Origin of the sequence: Kribbella sp. NPDC005582, from assembly GCF_040605415.1 — a bacterium.
In the GTDB taxonomy this organism is placed as follows: domain Bacteria; phylum Actinomycetota; class Actinomycetes; order Propionibacteriales; family Kribbellaceae; genus Kribbella.
In genome coordinates this window covers 1,116,419-1,132,661 of the sequence record NZ_JBEXCU010000002.1, presented here as the reverse complement: position 1 = coordinate 1,132,661, position 16,243 = coordinate 1,116,419, and the positions used below count along the sequence as shown (strand labels likewise).

The window sequence follows — 16,243 nt, the reverse complement described above, 5'->3', positions numbered from 1 at the left end:
CTGTGCCCACCATCACGCTGCAATCCGTGAGCAAGTCGTACGGCGTCGGTCCGCGGGCCGTCGACAACCTCGACCTCACCATCCCCGACGGCTCCTTCACCTGCCTGCTCGGTCCGTCGGGCTGCGGGAAGACCACCACGCTGCGGATGATCGCCGGCCTGGAGCACCCGTCCGACGGCTCCATCACCGTGGGCGACCGGGTCCTCGATTCAGTGGCCCAGGGCACCTTCGTTCCCACCGAGAAACGTGGGATGGGCCTGGTCTTCCAGAATTACGCGCTCTGGCCGCATCTGTCCGTCCGCCGCAATGTCGAGTTCGGGCTGCGGGTGCAGAAGGTTGCGGCACCGGAACGCACAGCGCGAGTCGATGCGGCGCTGAAGATGATGCAGATCGAACAGGCCGCGGACCGGTACCCGTCCCAGCTGTCCGGCGGCCAGCAGCAGCGCGTCTCGCTGGCACGCATGCTGGCGGTCAATCCGTCTGTTCTGCTGCTCGACGAACCCCTGTCGAACCTCGACGCCACGCTCCGGCTGGAGATGCGGGCCGAGCTCAAGCGGCTGCACGAGGAGACCGGTCACACGATCGTGTTCGTCACCCATGACCAGCTCGAGGCGATGACTCTGGCGACCCAGGTGGCGGTGATGAAGGACGGCGTACTGCAGCAACTCGCGCCGCCGCTGGAGGTCTATCACCGGCCCGCCAACACCTTCGTCGCGGCGTTCGTCGGCAGTCCCCCGATGAACCTCGCGCCGTGCGACAGCGACGACTCGTCGCTCGGCGGCTATGCCCGGCGCTATCTGACGCTCACCCAGACCCGCGCGATCGATGACGTCGCCACGATCGGGGTGCGCCCGGAGGCCATCCGGGTTGTCGAGGACGGGCATCTCGGCACCGAGAACGAGTGGGTGTTCGAGGCGCAGGTCCGCGCCGTCCTTCCGACCGGTGCCGCGTGGACGGTCTCGGTCACGGTCGGCGCGACCGAGCTCTACCTGGTCAGCACCGACGAAGTGTCCGCGGCCTCCGGTGAGGTCCTTCGCTGCGCGGTCAAACGCAAGGCGATCCACCTCTTCGGTGCCGATGGCAACCGTCTCGACCTGGGCAACGACCGTCAGCTCGTCCGGAACGAGGCCGCGCAATGGATCAGCTGACCAGGCCGGCGGCCTTGTTGCTCGACTTCGGCGGCGTACTGGTCGCGACCACCAAGCGGCCGGACTGGTCGAGAGAACTCGCCGCCGAACTCTACGAACGGTTCGGTCCGGCAGGACTCAGCATCGACGACATGCGGACGGATATCGAGGCCGGAGCCGCGGCGGACTCGGCGTGGAAGAACGCGATGTCCCGCCCGGCCGCCCCACGAGAGCTGACTCATCGCGAGTTCTGGGCCGACTTCGTCGCCGCCGACTGGCCGATCGGCCCACAGAACTGGGTGATCGCGCACGCGACGGCGTTGTGCAAGCGGATGGGCGAGGTCCGGCAGGACCGCGAGCATCGGCCCGGGATCCCCGAGCTGCTCGATGCGGCCGCCGCTGCGGACATCCCGGTCGCCGTGGTGAGCAACGCGTTGAGCGGCGCCGTTCACCGGGACTATCTGGATCGGACCGGGCTCGTGAAGCAACTGGCCCTGCAGGTCTACAGCGACGAAGTCGGCGTCCGGAAGCCCAATCCCGAGATGATCCAGCTCGCCGTCCGCGCCCTCGGCGTACCGGTCGAGCAGACGTGGTACGTCGGCGACAACTTCGACCGTGATGTCGTCTGCGGCCGGCGCGCCGGGGTCGGCGCAACGATCCTGATGGAGGCGCCCGGCACCTACGACCGGCCGTACGTCGTCCGAGCCGTCCCCGATGCCGTCGTACCGGATGCCGACGGCCTCCGCGCACTGCTGCTCGCATCAATCTGACTGAGGAGTCTGATGACCGTCCTGTCCCAAGAGCTCCGTGCGGTCGCCGCGGAAGCCGCCCAACTCGTCGGTCCCCAGCTGCAGCAGGCGTTTCGCAGCTCGATGACTGTCGACTTCAAACGCGACGAGCACGATCCCGTCACCGTCCACGACCGGCAGGCCGAGGACGCCATCGCCGAACTGCTGACCAGCAAGATCCCGGGCAGCAGCATCGTCGGCGAGGAGGACGGCGTCCGCCCCGGCGGCAGCACGGTCACCTGGTACGTCGACCCGATCGACGGCACCGCGAACTTCGCTCGCGGACTGGCGTTCTTCTGCACGTCGATCGGCGCCGTCGTCGACGACCAGATCGTGGCGGGCGCCGTACTGGACCCGATCGCCGGACACCTGTTCACCGCCGACCTCACCGGCGCCTGGCTCAACGGCGAACCGCTACGCTCCCGCGGCGTCACCACCGAGGCTCGCGCGCTGTTGATCACCAGCTACCCCAACGCACGCGCCCTGACCGAGGACGGAGCCGAAGGTCTCGCGCTCTACGCAGACCTGATCGCCGGCTACGGGACCGTCCGGCGTCCTGGCAGCGCCGCCCTGAGTCTGTGCCATGTCGCCGCGGGCTGGGCCGATGCCGCACTCGGCACGTCGGTCAGCGCCTGGGACATCTGCGCCGCACAACTCATCGTCCGCCAAGCCGGCGGCGCCTACCTGGGCTTCGGCGGCAAGGGCTGGGACCAGCCCCGGTACGCCGCGCACACCCCGGACCTCCAGCCGGCAGTGCTCCAGCACTTCGCCGACACCTACCGCGCATGACCGCGCGCCTGAAGTACGACTGGCTGGTCACCGATCTCGACGGCACGCTCGTCGGCCGCGACCTGCAGATCCCACCCCGGAACGCCGAGGCGATCGATCGCTACCGTGCGGCCGGCGGCGTCGTCACCATCGCGACCGGCCGCAACGAGCACTCGGCCCGCCGCTACCACGAACAACTCGGCCTGGACACCCCGCTCATCCTGTACAACGGCGCCCGCATCACGAACCTTGCCTCCAGCAACCGCCTGCTCGACCTGACCCTGGGCGATGCTTGGGACGTCCTCTGCACCCAGAGCCTGCCGTTGCTCCCCGCAACGGTCGGCGCCGTCGCCTTCCAGGACCTCGACGCCTACATCGTCAAATCCGCTCCAGCCCTGACCGACTACGCCGCCCGCGACCAGATCGAGCTCAAGACCTCCGCCCCGCCCGGCGTCCCCACCAAACTCATGCTCATCGCCGAGTCGCCAGGCGACCTGGTCGACCTGATCGCCGACTCCATCACCGGAGTGCGGTTGGTCCGCTCCGAAAAGACCTACCTCGAAGTCCTTCCCGCCCACGCCGACAAAGGATCCGCCCTCGCCACCCTCGCCGCATCCCTCGAGATCCCCCTCGCCCGCGTCGCCGCCATCGGTGACAACCCCAATGACCTGGAACTCATCCAAACCGCAGGCCTCGGCGCCGCCGTCGCCGACGGCCACCCTGACGTCAAACGAGCTGCCGACGTCATCGTGTCCCCCTGCTCCCAAGGAGCCGTCGCCGACCTGATCGACCACTACTTACTCTGAGCCGGAGCCGCCTGGGAGCAGAATCCAAGGGGAACCGGATTCCGGGTGGCGGACACGGGCGGGGTATGAGGACGAAGCTAGGGGTGGCGGTGAGCGATGGCCCGGGGCTTGAGCCGACGTCGGACCGCGAGTTGTGGGAGCGGCTGAGGGGCGGTGACGAAGGAGCGCTGAGCGAGTTGTTCCGTCGGCACTGTGACTCGGTGTACAACTTCGCGTTCCGGCGGACGAGTTCGTGGTCGAGCGCGGAGGACGTCGTGCAGGCGACGTTCACGGCGTTGTGGCGGCGGGCGGGCGACGGAGCGCTGGACGAGTTGCTGCTGGACAGTGCGCGGCCGCTGATCTTCCGGATCGCCACGTTCGAGTGCACGAACGTGCTCCGGTCGGTACGGCGGTTGCGCGCGCTGCGGGAGCGATTACGCGTCGCGGTCCGAGGTGACGCCGTACCGGATCACTCCGGTACGGCGGCCGCGAACGTCGACTCCGAACGCGCGATGCGGGAGCTGCGAGCCGTTCTGGCCACGCTTCCGGCCGGCCAGCGCGAGGTCGTCGAACTCGTTGCCTGGTCCGGCTGCTCGATGGCCGAAGCAGCGGCGGTCCTCGGTATTCCCGAAGGCACGGTCAAGTCCCGCGGCCGTCGTCACCGCCGCGGTCGTCGTATCGCCCGCGCTCAGGTCCGGGGCACCGGACCGGCAACCGGCCGCGACGCCGACCCAGCCCGCCGAGATCGACATCGATCTGGGACCACTGACGCCGGCCGAGACCGCGACGCTTTTCAAGCACTGCTGGTTCTGGAACGGCACGATGCGGAAGGCTCTGCACGCGACGAAGATCAAGACCGCCTTGGGCGAGACCGAGTGGACGGTCGCCTGGCTCGGCCGGAGCGAGGGCGGCAACGGCGTGACGGGAGGCGACAACCGGATCACCGGCTGCTCCGGCAAGCCGACCGGCGTCACCGACGGGACCATCGCCGCCCAGGGCTTCCGGATGGAGAACTTCATCACGACGACCGGCAAGATGCGCTACGACGACAGCTTCCGGCCTGCTGAGGGGACCAACCTGATCAGTCAGGGCGGCAAGAGCTACTCGTCGACCTGGGTCCGGGTTCCTTCGTCGGTGCAGCGGGCTCGGCAGCGGATCGTCGACCACGGCCGAACCAGTCCTTGGTACTCCAGCCGGGCCATGGACGGGGTGGTCTACCTGCAGGCCTGGACCGACAAAATCGTGGTACAGCCCGACGGCGCCACCCTGGAGACCCAGTTCCTGGACGCCTCAGGACAGCCGGTGGAAATCCCCGGATCGAACGGGCTGACGAGCACCCAGCCCATTTGGGGCATCCAGGCCAGCAAGTGATTCGTCAGCGACGTACTCGGTACTGCAGGTGCAGCACGCGGTTGCCCTGGATCGCTACCTCAGGATCCTCCAGCAGGTGCTGCACCTGCGCCGATCCGAAGTAGGGCTTGCCGGAGCCGAAGACGACCGGTACGACGTCCATCCGCACCTCGTCGACGAGACCCGCGGCGAGGACCTGGCCACCGACGTTGCCGGCGGCAACCTCCACGACGCGGTCGCCCGCCAGCTCTTGGGCCTTGGACACCGCTGCCTCGATGCTGTCGACGAAGTGGAACGGCGCGGCAGGGTCTCAGCCCTCGGGCGGCGGGCGGTGCGTCACGACGACCACGTGGGGCACTCCGCCCGGCGGCGTTCCGTCCCAGCCGTCGGTCAGGTCGAAGACGTGCCGGCCGACGATGGTCACGCCGATCGAGTCCCAGTACGGCCGAACGTAGTCGTACGACGTCTGCGACACCTTCAGCACGCCGCTGTCGTCCAAGGGGACGTCACCGCTGGTCAACCAGTCGAACAGCGGTCCGGGCTGGTCGTTCTCGTCCGCGACGAAGCCGTCCAGCGACACCGTGCTGTACATGACCACCTTGCCCACAAGGCTCTCCCTTCTCATTGGAGACCTCAAAGTAGCGAGCTGTGGGCGGCAGCGCTTGTAAGAAATCAATCGGCCGGCAGCGGCCAGCTGTCCAGCACGTGGCCGGGGTGTTCGCGCAGGAACCGCCGCCGGATCTCGACGTACCGGGTCGGGGTGAGCCCGGTGAACTTGCGGAACTCGTGGCCGAAGTGGGCCTGGTCGAAGTAGCCCGCGCGGGCGGCGACCTCACTCCAGTCGATCGGTACGGCGGGATCGATCGCGAGCACGGTGGCGGCGAAGCGGTAGGTGCGGGCGAGTCGCTTCGGCGTGACGCCGATGATCTCCTTGAACCGCTGGTTCAGATGTGTGCTGCTGACACCGGCTGCCGCGGTCAGGTCGCCGATCGCCACCGCTCCGTTGGTTGCCGCGATGACGCTGCCCGCCTGGCTGACCAGGTCCAAGCCGGCTGTCTCGCGCAGCCGGCGTACCAGCTCCTCCTCGAGCAGCGTCAGCATGGCGAGCGGTCCATCAGCAGCGGCCAGCCGGTCTCGCAGTTCGGCAACGGCGGGCCCGCCCCACACCTGCTCGAGGGTCGCCGGCCGGTCACACAGCTCCGCCGCGGGCATCGGCAGGAACGGCCCCGGTCCCCACGGCTTGAAGTGCACGCCGACGGACCGCGTCTGGGGCGGGTAGCCGAACTCCCAGGCACGAGTCGGCATGGTGACGACGCAACCGTCGGCGTACTCGGTCAGCTCGAGGTCGGCGCCGCCGCGGATGCGGAACGGCGCCCCAAGATTGATGATCAGCAAGGCCGACGGCGGCGGCAGCGTCAGCCGCGGGTACGGCGGCGCACCCTCCAGGTAGTAGAGGTCGTCGATCAGCCCGTCGAGCGGTCGCGGCACTCTGGACACGTACTCCACCTGGACAGCATCCACGACGTACGGCGGATCACGCAGGAGCGGGCCTCGACCACCGGCGATTCTCAGATGCGCGGGCGGCTCAAGCGGGTACTGTCCCGCCGGTGACTCGCCGCCTGCTCGCTGTCGTTTGCCTGTTTTCCGTAGTACTCACCGGGTGCACGTTGGCTGGAGCCGAGCCGCGACCGACCACCACTCCGTCGAAGCCGAGGCCGAAGCCGCCAGTGGCGACGTCGACCGCTTCGCCGGGGACGGGGAAGGCGATCGCGGCCGCACTCCGCGAAGTGCGGGTGCTCGGAAAGCGGCCCGAGGTGGCTGGGTATCGGCGGGATCAATTCGGCAAGGCCTGGTCGGACGACCACTCGGGGATCGGCGGCCACAACGGTTGTGACACGCGCAACGACGTACTGGCTGCGCAGTTGCAGGCGCCGAAGTTCCGCGGGAAGTCCCGTTGTGTCGTGATCGCCGGCACGCTGCTCGTCGAGCCGTACACCGGTCAGCGCGTCGAGTTCCGCAAGGAGAAGGCTTCCGAGATCCAGATCGATCACATCTATCCGCTGTCGCGCGCGTGGGACATGGGCGCCGCCGGCTGGCCGAAGCAACGCCGCGTCGACTTCGCCAACGACGAAGCGATGAACCTGATCGCGGTCGGCGGATCGGCCAACGCCTCGAAGGGCGACTCCGGCCCGGGCGAGTGGATGCCGATCAACCGCGGCTACCGCTGCACCTATGCCCTGCGCTACCTCCAGGTCGCCCACAAGTGGTCGCTCCCGATCACCACCGACGACCGCAACTCGATCAAGGGCATCACCCAACTCTGTCCGTGATCGGTGTGATTCGTTCCGTGGTTCCTGGGTACTGCGAGGCCAAGGCGCTGGGGTGATACCCCCGAGTCGCCCCAGCGCCGCAGCTCTGGGTTCAGGGACGCAGCACAGGGGCTGCCCGGTGTCACAAAGCCGGCCCTAGAGGGCGCGGACCGCTTACCCGGTCCGCGCCCTCGACTCCAACGAGCCTAGGGATAGCGGTACTTCGACAATTCGGATTCCAGACGGCGGTAGCGCTCTTCCAGGTCGGCGCGTTTGGACTGCCCAGGCTGCTGCTTCGGAGCAGGCCGGACCGATCGGGCGACCAGCTGAGCGAACTCGGGCAGGTCGGCGTACCGCGGGATCTTCTGCTCGGGCGCGAAGAGGGCCAGCGCTCGGCGTTCCCAGCCGCCGTTGGACGGCGGGAAGCGGATGAGGTGATGCAGGACCTCTTCCCACGCCAACCTGCGGTCGGCTTTGGGTGTGGCGATCTGCTCGAGCAGGATCGTGAAGACGGTCGACGACGCGACACTGGCGAGCACTCGGGCGTCGTCGAAGAACGGGACCGACGTGAGCGTGTCCTTCGACATCAGAGAGTGCGAGCCGACGATCTCGTTGAACGCGCCGTTGTCGGAATCCAGGGCGAAGACCGAGTCCGCGGTCTTGTCCAGCTCCGCGGACCTGGCGTTGCCTTCGAGGAGCAGCTTCTGCAGGTCCGAGACAGCGAACTGCATCAGGAACCCGCCGGCACCAGGTGCCGCGGACGAGAGTTGCTCGGCCTTGCGGTCGATCGCGAAGGCGGCCAGCAAGGCGGCGCGGCCCTTGTCGTTCAGGCGGCCGCGCTTGACCAGGAAGCGGACGAACTGGTCGTAGTTGCTCTCGGTGTTGCCGTCCTTGTGCAGCCTCGGTTCGAGGGCGGCAGCGTGGCGCTTGAGTTGCAGGTCGAGCTCGGTCTCCTTGGTCGTGCGTTTGGGCGCAGTGGCGCCGGGCTTGAGCGGCCAGTGCTCGGGGGCGACGTTGGCGGCGAGCCGGCGCCGCTCGTCGTCGCTCAGCAGTGTGAGCACCAATGGGATCGACTCCCGGAGGTCCGGGGTGACGGCCGCGACGACGAGCGGTTCGGCCAGCAGACCAAGGAATTCCAGATGGAACTCCTCGAGCGTCTCCTTCGCCCACTCCGGCAGCTCCCCCGGCTTGCCGATGACCTTCTGCTCGAGATTCTCGAGCGCATGCAGCAACGTGTGCGCCGTGTCCTGCGCCGACGGGAACGCCGGATAGGCGTGCCGCGTGCTCGGCGTGGACATCTTGGTCTTGCTCACGACGCCGGCGGTCTGTGTCTTCCCGCCCACCTCGTACGCCGGATAGCGCAGCCGCCGGAAGAGTTTGCGTTTGAACCGGATCCGCTCGGCCGGTTGGGCCGCGACGAACTCGGGTCGGCGCTTCGCGACGTCGTCCACGAACCGCTTGAGGAACGCGTCGTCGCTCTCGCCCTCGACCTGGGCCGGTCGGTAGCTGCGCAGCTCGAGCAACTCGACCACGTTCGAATGGAAGAACCAGTCCTCGACGCCGTGCAGCAGCTTGCCGACCCGCACCAGCAAGCGCTGCCGGCCGGCTTGGTCTTCCCGTCCGAGCGCCCGCCACTCGTCCTCGATGCCGGCCAGCCCTTCGGCCAGGTAGGCGACGTAGTGCGCGTCCACCGCGTTCATCACGCCGACGTCGCCGTCGGCAAGGTTCGCCTGCCGCCGGCTGGGTTGGTACAGCTTGTTGGCCGGCCGCTTGGCCGCGTTCCACACGTACGGCGGCTGGTCGGTGTGCTCATGCGGGAAGTACTGCGTGAAGAACTCGCCGTACACGTCGTCGACGCGGTTGGCCGGGATCGGTTTGAGCGAGCCCCACGGACCACTGAGTCGCCGGTTCACGTCCTGCGCGAACAGCATCTGGGTGGTTCCTTCGATGAACAGCCGGAAGAACTCTCCGAGGTAGCCGTAGTGTTTCTCGTCGTCCCGGGCCGCGCCGGGGGTGCGCTCGATCGGCGTACCGAGGAGCGAGTCGATCCAGTTGTCGGCTCCGCTCAGGTCGGCGTACGTGTCGGACGGGAGCGCCGCGATGATCCCGCCGATCGCGGCCAGTCCGATGCCGGAGCCTTCGATGACGTCGGCCGCCGTACCGGAGGTCAGGGTCTTCAGGTACTGCGATGCGGCGAGCGCGGCACCGGCTCCCAGGGCGGCGATCCCGCGGAGCAACTGGGTCTTGTCCTGGACGGCGGGGATGACGAACTCCCGCCAGATCCGCTGCTTGGCGAAGATGTACGTGACCGGGTCGCGGAACTGCGAGACGTCGGTCAGGTAGTTGCCGAGCTCCAGGTACGTCAAGTCGTCGGCGGTCAGCTTGACGTTGTCGAGGACGGCAGCCGGGACGGTCTCCCTGGTGAACAGGAAGATGTCCCGGTGCCGGGAGATGTCACCCATCAGCTCAGGCCTCGACCCAGTCGCCGTCCTCGTTCTGTTCCCAGACCGGCAGCGCGTCGTCGGCGCGCAGCTTGACCAGGCTGGTCGGAACCCGAACGGTCCATGGCTCACCCTGCGGTACTTCGGCGCCCGGGCGGTCGAGCCGCTCGGCCAGCTCGTCCGCGATCGGCAGGTACAGCGGGCTGGAGATGGTCGGCAGCGGGCCGCCGTTCCAGATCTCGCCGAAGGTGAGGAAGTGGTCGACCGCGCCCTCGAACCCGGGTCGCGCCGGGACGGTCGCCCGGCAGTACCCGGCCTGCAGGAAGTCCACGAACGCCGGGTCGGGATCGTCGTACCCGAGTCGTTCGTCCCATTGGTCCTTGCTGCCCCAGAAGTACGGGTAGGTGACCCAGGACATGTGCTCCCACTCGAAGGCCTGCTCGAAGAAGCGCACGTACGCGCCTTCGGCCGCCGCCTCGGAGACGTCGATCTGCGGCAGCCCGTTGACGGCCGAGTCGACGACCGCGTCGAACAGGTCGAAGTGCTGATCGGTCAGGATGCTCAGGCAGTTCTTCTGCAGCTCCCGGCGGATCGTCACCTGGTTCGCCCCCGGGTTGCGGCCGCGGATCGCGACGCCGGCCTGCAGCTTGAGCTGCGACAGCTTCTCCTCGTAGTCCGCGACCTGCGCGTTATGGGCCGTGAGCAACTTTGCGTGCGTCTCCAGGCGCCACTTCTCCAGGGCACGGTCGGTCCGCTGGCACTTCACCTCGATCGCGATCGCGACCTGGGACGCGTGGAACGAGTCGAGCGCGAACGGGATCGAGTCGCGTTCGTCGTCCAGCGTCGTGGTCCACAACCATTGACCGCCGGACATCCGCTGCGTACGGCGGCCGAGCACGACATCAACGCTGGCGTCGGACTCCCACACGTTCCAGACCCGGCCCACACTGCCGAACACCGCCCGGTAGCCGTCGTCGATGGTGATCTGCGCGGAATGGTTGTAGTTGGTCTTGCTGTCCCCGCCACCGCCCTTGAAGTCGGCGGACTTGGTGCGGAACAACTCGGGCGGCGGGGCGACGTCGGTGGCGCCGCAGACCTTCACCCAGTACGAATAGTTGCTCTCACTGAGCTGTGCCGGCGCGAGCGTGAAGTCCGGCGGCTTGGTCAGGGTGAGCGCGCTGCTCTGTGCCTGGTTCATGGCGGCCACCAGGAACGCAGCGGGCTCGGGGATCATGAAGTCGAACATCATCCGCAGGCCGTAGTTGAACATCTGGGCCTGATAGACCTTGTTCACCCACTGGTACACGCCGGAGATGTGACCGGTGCCGGTCCTGTTGTCGAGCGAGTGGACGTTCTTCTCCAGTACTTCGGTCAGGGTGCGCACCGTCGTCCGCTGCAGCACCCGCTCGGAGATTTTGCGTGCGGTCCGCTCGGTGACGTCCTGGGAGAAAGTCGTCGCCGACTTGGTCGCCTCTTCCTTCGACCGGCTGAACGAGCCTTCGGCACTGGCCGCGAACTCAACGGTCGGGCCGTAGCTGCCGGAGATGGTCAGCCCGGCCTTGAGCGCGACATCCTCCTTGATCGTCGCGCTCGCCTCCCGGGTCATCTCGAACCGGTCGGTCGTCTCGAGTTCGTGCTCCTCCGACGTACTGGTCTCGGTCTCGACGAAGGTGATCGTCTCGCTCTCCTCGCGGCGGCTGTGCTCGCGCGACTTGAGCTCACCCTTGAGCACGTTCTCGATGTGCGCGACGTCCACGGCTTCGTAGCCGGTCAGTTGCTGTTTCACCAGCAGCAGGTCGGCGACACCGGCCGGCGCGACATTTCCCTTGGTCTGCGGCACGCTCCCGTTCATCGGGATGTACGGAAGACCGAGGATGCCGCCCGTTCCCAGTTCGCCCCAGCCGGTCGTGAGCGGCGTCTTGACCGAGATCAGGGCGTCGCCGAACCGGACGAACGAGTGCTTCTCCGGGTGGCCGGCGACGAGTTCGAGCTTGTCGACCGTGGTGGCGAGATCGGCTTGGAGCCGTTGGGTGACCTTGTCGAGCGGCGTCGTACCGAGGTCGATACCGCGTCGTTTGAGGGCCTCCTGGGTCTTCTGCGACAGCCGGTCGCCGACGCTCGGCTTCAGGACGAACCCGACCTCCGCGAGTGCGAGCGGTGTGAACGCGGCGCGCACCGGCAGCACCACATCGGGCGCCTGGACGAGCGTCTGCGCGAGTTCGGCGTACGGCGTCGTGATCGAGAGCGCCTCCGCACGCTCCTCGTCCTCACGACGCGGAACGCCTTTGAGGTGCTGCTCACGCAGGATCTCGGTGTAACTCGCCGCACTGCTGACGGCGTGGGTCAACACCGTGACGTCGGGCGTCCTGGTCGGCTCGCTGGCGACCAGCTCGGTGGCGCGGAAATGAATCGAGTCGAGACCGGCCAGTTCGGAGATCGCTCCGCGTAGCACTTCGTGCTCGGTGAGCAACTCGTCGACGTGCTTGCGGCGCTCCTCGAGAAGCTTCTGGCGTTGCGCCTCGAGCTCCTTGCGCGCGTCCCGGGTGGACAGCCGGGACTTCAGTTCGAGCTCGACCGGCAGCTCGACCGAACGACGCCTGCGGCGAGCGATGTCTCCGGTCGTGTGATCCGCGGCGACGTCCGCGATCAGCTCGGCCGTGCGCAGCTGGCGGGTCAGCCGTTCGATCGGCAGGCTGTGCAGCTGCTGCAGGACCTTGATCGCGATCAGGCTGTCACGCAGCCGCCGTACCGTCTCCTGGTAGGCGTCACCGGCCACCACGTCCGCCGCCGGACTCCCGAACACCTCCTCGACCGCGCTGGCCAGCTCCGACCACGGCACCTCCCCGGCCGCCTCGAGAGCGTCAACGCGATCAGCAAGTTCATCGAGCTCAGCTCCGAGTGGCGTGTCCAGCACCCCGGAAACGAACTCGTCGGACGCTGCGAACTCCGCCGAAGCGGCTTCGATCCCTGGCCGGCCGCCGCCGGAAACAACGGCGGCTCGCAAGGCATCTTGATACCCGGACTCCTGCTCGAGTCCGATGGACGACTGCTCTGGTGCCTGCTCGATCGCAGGCCGCAGGAGCATCAAGCGAAACAGATTCTCCATGACATTAGGAGACGGCCTGGTCTCCAGTGATACAGCGGGTCAGGTACGGGTGCGGATGCCGACGGCGATGTCCAGGGCGATCACGGCGCGGCGGATGGCTTCGAGGGTGGGTTCCTCGGGCGGTGGCGGGCCGTGCAGGCAGAGCACGTCGCGACCGTCGTGAGTTTGCCCTGCGCGGTCGACCCGATCCTCCTCGTCGAAGAGCAGCAGCCACTGGTCTGCGGCGAGCTGCGCGAGCGCCGACTCACGGTCCGCCTCGTGCAAGGACAGGCGAACGCCTCGATCGGTCTCCGTGAGCTGGTCGGACCACGCGGCTTCGGTCAGGACGTCCGCGGGCGCGGCCACATCGCGCTCCGGCAGCGGTACGACCAGGTATCCGGTGCCAGTGGCCGGGTCGAGATAGGCCGTATGCGCGGCGAACTCGACGATCGTCACGTCGACGTAGTCCTCATTGTGCGACACAGCCGGCTCCGCTACGCCGCTTCGACTTCGAAGACCCGGTCCAACCCTGTCCGACGCAGTACGTCGGTCATCTTGCGACTCGCATGACGAATCACCACGCCGCCGCCGCGCTGGCGGCAGACCCGGTGCGTGTCGAGCAGCGCGGCCAGGAGCGTCGAGTCGATCTGGTCGATCTCGGTGACATCGAGGACCACCAGGCAGACGCCGTCCATGACGAGTCCACGCAGGCGCCAGCGCAGTGCGGTCAGGCCGCTGCCCAGATCCGACTCGGCGAGCGCGACGATGGCCTTCTGCGGTGGCGGACTGTGCATCGTGTCGCTCATGGAAGTCCCTCCGGAAGGCATGCGGTTCCTGGTCCCACTCTGGCCCCCGGAGTTTGAGATCGCAGGGACGCCTACTTGACGATCTGATGACGGGGACGCGCCCGCCGGTCACAATCGCGGTTCCGGTTGCCAAGATGTGACGATGCCGATGCAGGTCCTGGTAGTAGAAGACGACGACCGGATCCGGGCGGTGCTGCGCCTGGCGCTGGAGGACGAGGGGTACCAGGTCGCCGAGGCCGCCGACACGACCAGTGCGCTCGAACAGGTCCGTGCGGCTGTGCCGGACCTGATGATGGTCGATCTGATGCTCGGCGAGATCGACGGCTACACCTGCATCCGCGAAGTACGGCGGCTGAGCGACATCCCGATCGTGATCGTCAGCGCCCGCTCCGACACCCACGACATCGTGGCCGGTCTGGAGGCCGGGGCCGACGACTACGTCACCAAGCCGTTCCAGGTGAAGGAGATCACCGCCCGGCTCCGGGCCCTGCGTCGCCGGCTGCGGACCAGCGCGGACACCCTGGAGCCCGACGTCGTCCTCGACTCCGACCCGCGGCGGAGTCTGGTGCTGTCGACGGCGCGTGGCGCGGTCATGCTCGACGGCGAGGACGTGCATCTGACGGTGACGGAGTACCGGCTGCTGGCCGAGCTCGCGCAGCCGCCCGGCCGCGTCCTCAGCCGCCAGGCGCTGCTGTCCTCGGTGTGGGAGCACGGGTACTACGGTGACGAGCGGATCGTCGACGTCCATGTCCGGCGGCTGCGTACCAAGATCGAGCGCGACCCCGGGCAGCCGCAAATCGTCATGACGGTCCGGGGAATGGGCTACCGCCTGGACCCGCGATGACCTCGCGGCTGCGCACCCTCGGGCTGCGCCCCCGGCTCATCCTGGCGTTCGCCCTGGTCGCCTTGTCGGTCTCGACCGTGTTCGCCGCCAGCACTTATCTGTTGGCTCGGAGCTACCTCTTGGCGCAGCGCGAGCGGGTCGTTCAGCATCAGACCTTTGCGGACGCCGCCTTCGTGCAACGCCGGTTGGAGAGTGCCGGTGCCGATGTGTCCGCGGTCCTGACGGCGGCCGGGACACCGGCTGGTCACACGATCATTTTGAAGTGGCAGGGGCAGTGGTACGCCTCGGCTCTGGATCAGGGTCGGGAAGCGGTTCCGGCGAGCGTGCGCGATCAGATCGCCTCCGGACAGGCAGCCACGCAGCGGTTCCGGTCCGATGATGGACCCGCGCTGGCGGTCGGCGTACCGGTCCCGTCGGTGGGGGCGGAGTTCTTCGAGATCGCTCCATTGATGGAGCTCGACAGCAATCTGCGGCTGCTCAGCGGCATCCTGATCGGCGGTGCTCTGCTGTCCGCGCTAGCAGGCGCGGCGCTCGGCTCGTGGGCGACGCGGTCCGTGACCACGCCGCTGAACCGGGTCGCCGTCACGGCGGCCTCGATCGCCGGTGGCGAGCTCGACGACCGGCTTCCGGCCACCGACGATCCCGAGCTGGCCACGATCGTGGGCTCGTTCAACAGCATGGTCGACACGCTCCAGCAGCGCATCAACCGTGATGCCCGGCTGGCCGCCGACGTCAGCCACGAACTCCGCTCGCCGCTCACCACGCTGGTCGGAAGCGTCGACCTCCTCAACGCCCGGCGGGATGAACTTCCTGAACGCTCGCAACGCGCCCTCGATCTCGTCACCGCCGATCTGCAGCGCTTCCGGCGGCTCCTCGACGATCTGCTCGAACTCGCCGGCGCCGACGCCGGCCTCGATCGGCGCCCCAGCACCACCGTCGAGCTGGCCGACCTGCTGCGCCAGGTCCTGAGCGAAGTCGGCCACGACCCGACGATCCTGCACGGCGCCGACGACGTCCTCGTGCACGCCGACAAACCACGACTCGGCCGGTTGTTCCGCAACCTGTTCGAGAACGCCGAGAGCCACGGCGGCGGCCTCATCAGCGTCACCGTCACCCGGTCCGCGGACACCGTCCTCATCACGGTCGACGACGACGGCAACGGCGTACCGCCGGGAGATCGCGAACGCGTCTTCGAGCGGTTCGCCACCGGTCCGGCCGGACGCGGCTCGTCCTCGGGAACCGGCCTCGGTCTCGCTCTGGTCGCCGAGACGGCGGCGGCGCACGGCGGTGCGGTCTGGTGCTCCGTATCCCCGACCGGCGGTGCCCGCTTCGTCGTCCGGCTTCCCGAGGTGCAGTCGTGACAGCCCGCCGTACGGCGCTCGCCGCCGTGATCCTGCTTGTCGTGGCCGGGTGCGGTATTCCGATCCAGCGAGAGGCCGCCCCGATCGAGCCCGGCGCGATCCCGACCCAGCTCCGCGACCCGGACGAACCGACCTCTCCGGAGGCCAGGACAACACCCGGTCGACCGACCGTTCAGGTCGACTTCGTGCGCAAGGACCGGCTGGTCCCGCTCCGCCGCGATGCGCCCGGCGATCGCGTGGCGGCCGTCGTACAGGCTCTGCAGGACGGGCCGACCGAGACCGAACAGGCCAACGCCATCACGACCGCCCTTCCGCCTGATCTCAGTCTGCAGGTGGTCGCCGTACAGAACCGTCGGGTGATCCTCGATCTGTCCGGCCAGACCGACGGCCGCTCGGCCACCGAGAACATCCTCGCCGTCGGCCAGATCGTCCTGTCCCTCACTGCATTGCCGACGGTCGACGAGGTCCTGTTCACCCACGACGGCGCCACGGTCGAGGCCCTGCTCGCCGACGGCGCCCTGACCACCGACCCCCTCACCGCCGACGACTACGAATCCCTCCGCTCCCGGTGAAGTCGCA

At 68.2% G+C, this 16,243-nt stretch carries 14 protein-coding genes and 2 pseudogenes; 10 read left to right on the top strand and 6 right to left on the bottom strand.

Annotated elements, in window-relative coordinates:
* Positions 1-2: 2 nt before the first annotated feature.
* The 6 genes and pseudogenes from ABZS29_RS16960 to ABZS29_RS16935 all read left to right on the top strand — a co-directional run bounded on the left by ABZS29_RS16960 (position 3) and on the right by ABZS29_RS16935 (position 4,839).
* Positions 3-1,148: an ABC transporter ATP-binding protein gene (locus ABZS29_RS16960; protein ID WP_355462792.1), complete on the top strand. Its 1,146-nt coding sequence runs from the start codon at positions 3-5 to the stop codon at positions 1,146-1,148.
* Positions 1,136-1,897 carry an HAD-IA family hydrolase gene (locus ABZS29_RS16955; RefSeq protein ID WP_355462790.1) on the top strand — a complete coding sequence of 254 codons (762 nt, stop codon included), beginning with the start codon at positions 1,136-1,138 and terminating at the stop codon, positions 1,895-1,897. Before ABZS29_RS16960 ends, ABZS29_RS16955 begins: the two co-directional genes overlap by 13 nt.
* 12 nt (positions 1,898-1,909) lie before the next feature.
* Complete coding sequence (locus ABZS29_RS16950; RefSeq protein WP_355462788.1) at positions 1,910-2,704, top strand: inositol monophosphatase family protein; 795 nt, start codon at positions 1,910-1,912, stop codon at positions 2,702-2,704.
* Positions 2,701-3,489 (top strand): HAD-IIB family hydrolase, encoded by a 789-nt coding sequence (locus ABZS29_RS16945; protein ID WP_355462786.1) that lies wholly within the window; start codon positions 2,701-2,703, stop codon positions 3,487-3,489. Before ABZS29_RS16950 ends, ABZS29_RS16945 begins: the two co-directional genes overlap by 4 nt.
* Positions 3,490-3,554: 65 nt before the next feature.
* A pseudogene (locus ABZS29_RS16940) lies at positions 3,555-4,073 on the top strand (sigma-70 family RNA polymerase sigma factor); the annotation flags it as partial.
* A 217-nt stretch (positions 4,074-4,290) separates the two neighbouring features.
* Positions 4,291-4,839, top strand: coding sequence for a hypothetical protein (locus tag ABZS29_RS16935; RefSeq protein ID WP_355463203.1), 549 nt, complete (start codon positions 4,291-4,293; stop codon positions 4,837-4,839).
* Positions 4,840-4,843: 4 nt separating this feature from the next.
* Here ABZS29_RS16935 and ABZS29_RS16930 read toward each other — a convergent pair.
* Positions 4,844-5,425, bottom strand: a pseudogene (locus ABZS29_RS16930) (dihydrofolate reductase family protein).
* 65 nt (positions 5,426-5,490) lie between these two features.
* A complete protein-coding gene (locus ABZS29_RS16925; protein ID WP_355462784.1) occupies positions 5,491-6,315 on the bottom strand; it encodes a helix-turn-helix domain-containing protein in 825 nt (274 codons plus the stop codon).
* Between the two features lie 230 nt (positions 6,316-6,545).
* On the opposite strand from ABZS29_RS16925, the gene ABZS29_RS16920 reads away from it, so the two are divergent.
* Positions 6,546-7,148 (top strand): HNH endonuclease family protein, encoded by a 603-nt coding sequence (locus tag ABZS29_RS16920; protein WP_355462782.1) that lies wholly within the window; start codon positions 6,546-6,548, stop codon positions 7,146-7,148.
* Positions 7,149-7,333: 185 nt separating this feature from the next.
* Here the strand turns inward: ABZS29_RS16920 and ABZS29_RS16915 are convergent, their stop codons facing one another.
* The 4 genes from ABZS29_RS16915 to ABZS29_RS16900 are packed head-to-tail and all read right to left on the bottom strand — an operon-like array spanning position 7,334 to position 13,459.
* On the bottom strand, positions 7,334-9,589 hold the full coding sequence (locus ABZS29_RS16915) for a hypothetical protein (RefSeq protein ID WP_355462780.1): 2,256 nt from the start codon (positions 9,587-9,589) through the stop codon (positions 7,334-7,336).
* A gap of 4 nt (positions 9,590-9,593) precedes the next feature.
* On the bottom strand, positions 9,594-12,674 hold the full coding sequence (locus ABZS29_RS16910) for a hypothetical protein (RefSeq protein WP_355462778.1): 3,081 nt from the start codon (positions 12,672-12,674) through the stop codon (positions 9,594-9,596).
* Between the two features lie 39 nt (positions 12,675-12,713).
* On the bottom strand, positions 12,714-13,136 hold the full coding sequence (locus tag ABZS29_RS16905) for a hypothetical protein (protein ID WP_355462776.1): 423 nt from the start codon (positions 13,134-13,136) through the stop codon (positions 12,714-12,716).
* Positions 13,137-13,147: 11 nt separating this feature from the next.
* Entirely contained in the window at positions 13,148-13,459 is a 312-nt protein-coding gene (locus ABZS29_RS16900; RefSeq protein WP_355462775.1) for an STAS domain-containing protein, read from the bottom strand.
* A 142-nt stretch (positions 13,460-13,601) separates the two neighbouring features.
* Here ABZS29_RS16900 and ABZS29_RS16895 point away from each other — a divergent pair, with 142 nt between their 5' ends.
* From ABZS29_RS16895 to ABZS29_RS16885, 3 genes are read left to right on the top strand one after another with little or no spacing between them, the layout of a single operon-like run.
* Positions 13,602-14,303 (top strand): response regulator transcription factor, encoded by a 702-nt coding sequence (locus ABZS29_RS16895; RefSeq protein WP_355462774.1) that lies wholly within the window; start codon positions 13,602-13,604, stop codon positions 14,301-14,303.
* Positions 14,300-15,664 carry a HAMP domain-containing sensor histidine kinase gene (locus ABZS29_RS16890; protein ID WP_355462772.1) on the top strand — a complete coding sequence of 455 codons (1,365 nt, stop codon included), beginning with the start codon at positions 14,300-14,302 and terminating at the stop codon, positions 15,662-15,664. Before ABZS29_RS16895 ends, ABZS29_RS16890 begins: the two co-directional genes overlap by 4 nt.
* The gene (locus tag ABZS29_RS16885; protein ID WP_355462771.1) at positions 15,661-16,236 is read left to right on the top strand and encodes a GerMN domain-containing protein; all 576 of its coding nucleotides are present in this window, start codon (positions 15,661-15,663) and stop codon (positions 16,234-16,236) included. Before ABZS29_RS16890 ends, ABZS29_RS16885 begins: the two co-directional genes overlap by 4 nt.
* The last annotated feature ends 7 nt before the right edge of the window (positions 16,237-16,243 follow it).

Excerpts from the sequence above, each read along its gene's own strand:
- ABZS29_RS16955 (WP_355462790.1), top strand. The coding sequence starts at position 1,136 with ATGGATCAGCTGACCAGGCCGGCGGCCTTGTTGCTCGACTTCGGCGGC.
- ABZS29_RS16950 (WP_355462788.1), top strand. The coding sequence starts at position 1,910 with ATGACCGTCCTGTCCCAAGAGCTCCGTGCGGTCGCCGCGGAAGCCGCC.
- ABZS29_RS16945 (WP_355462786.1), top strand. The coding sequence starts at position 2,701 with ATGACCGCGCGCCTGAAGTACGACTGGCTGGTCACCGATCTCGACGGC.
- ABZS29_RS16935 (WP_355463203.1), top strand. The coding sequence starts at position 4,291 with ATGCGGAAGGCTCTGCACGCGACGAAGATCAAGACCGCCTTGGGCGAG.
- ABZS29_RS16915 (WP_355462780.1), bottom strand. The coding sequence starts at position 9,589 with ATGGGTGACATCTCCCGGCACCGGGACATCTTCCTGTTCACCAGGGAG.
- ABZS29_RS16910 (WP_355462778.1), bottom strand. The coding sequence starts at position 12,674 with ATGGAGAATCTGTTTCGCTTGATGCTCCTGCGGCCTGCGATCGAGCAG.
- ABZS29_RS16900 (WP_355462775.1), bottom strand. The coding sequence starts at position 13,459 with ATGAGCGACACGATGCACAGTCCGCCACCGCAGAAGGCCATCGTCGCG.
- ABZS29_RS16895 (WP_355462774.1), top strand. The coding sequence starts at position 13,602 with ATGCCGATGCAGGTCCTGGTAGTAGAAGACGACGACCGGATCCGGGCG.
- ABZS29_RS16890 (WP_355462772.1), top strand. The coding sequence starts at position 14,300 with ATGACCTCGCGGCTGCGCACCCTCGGGCTGCGCCCCCGGCTCATCCTG.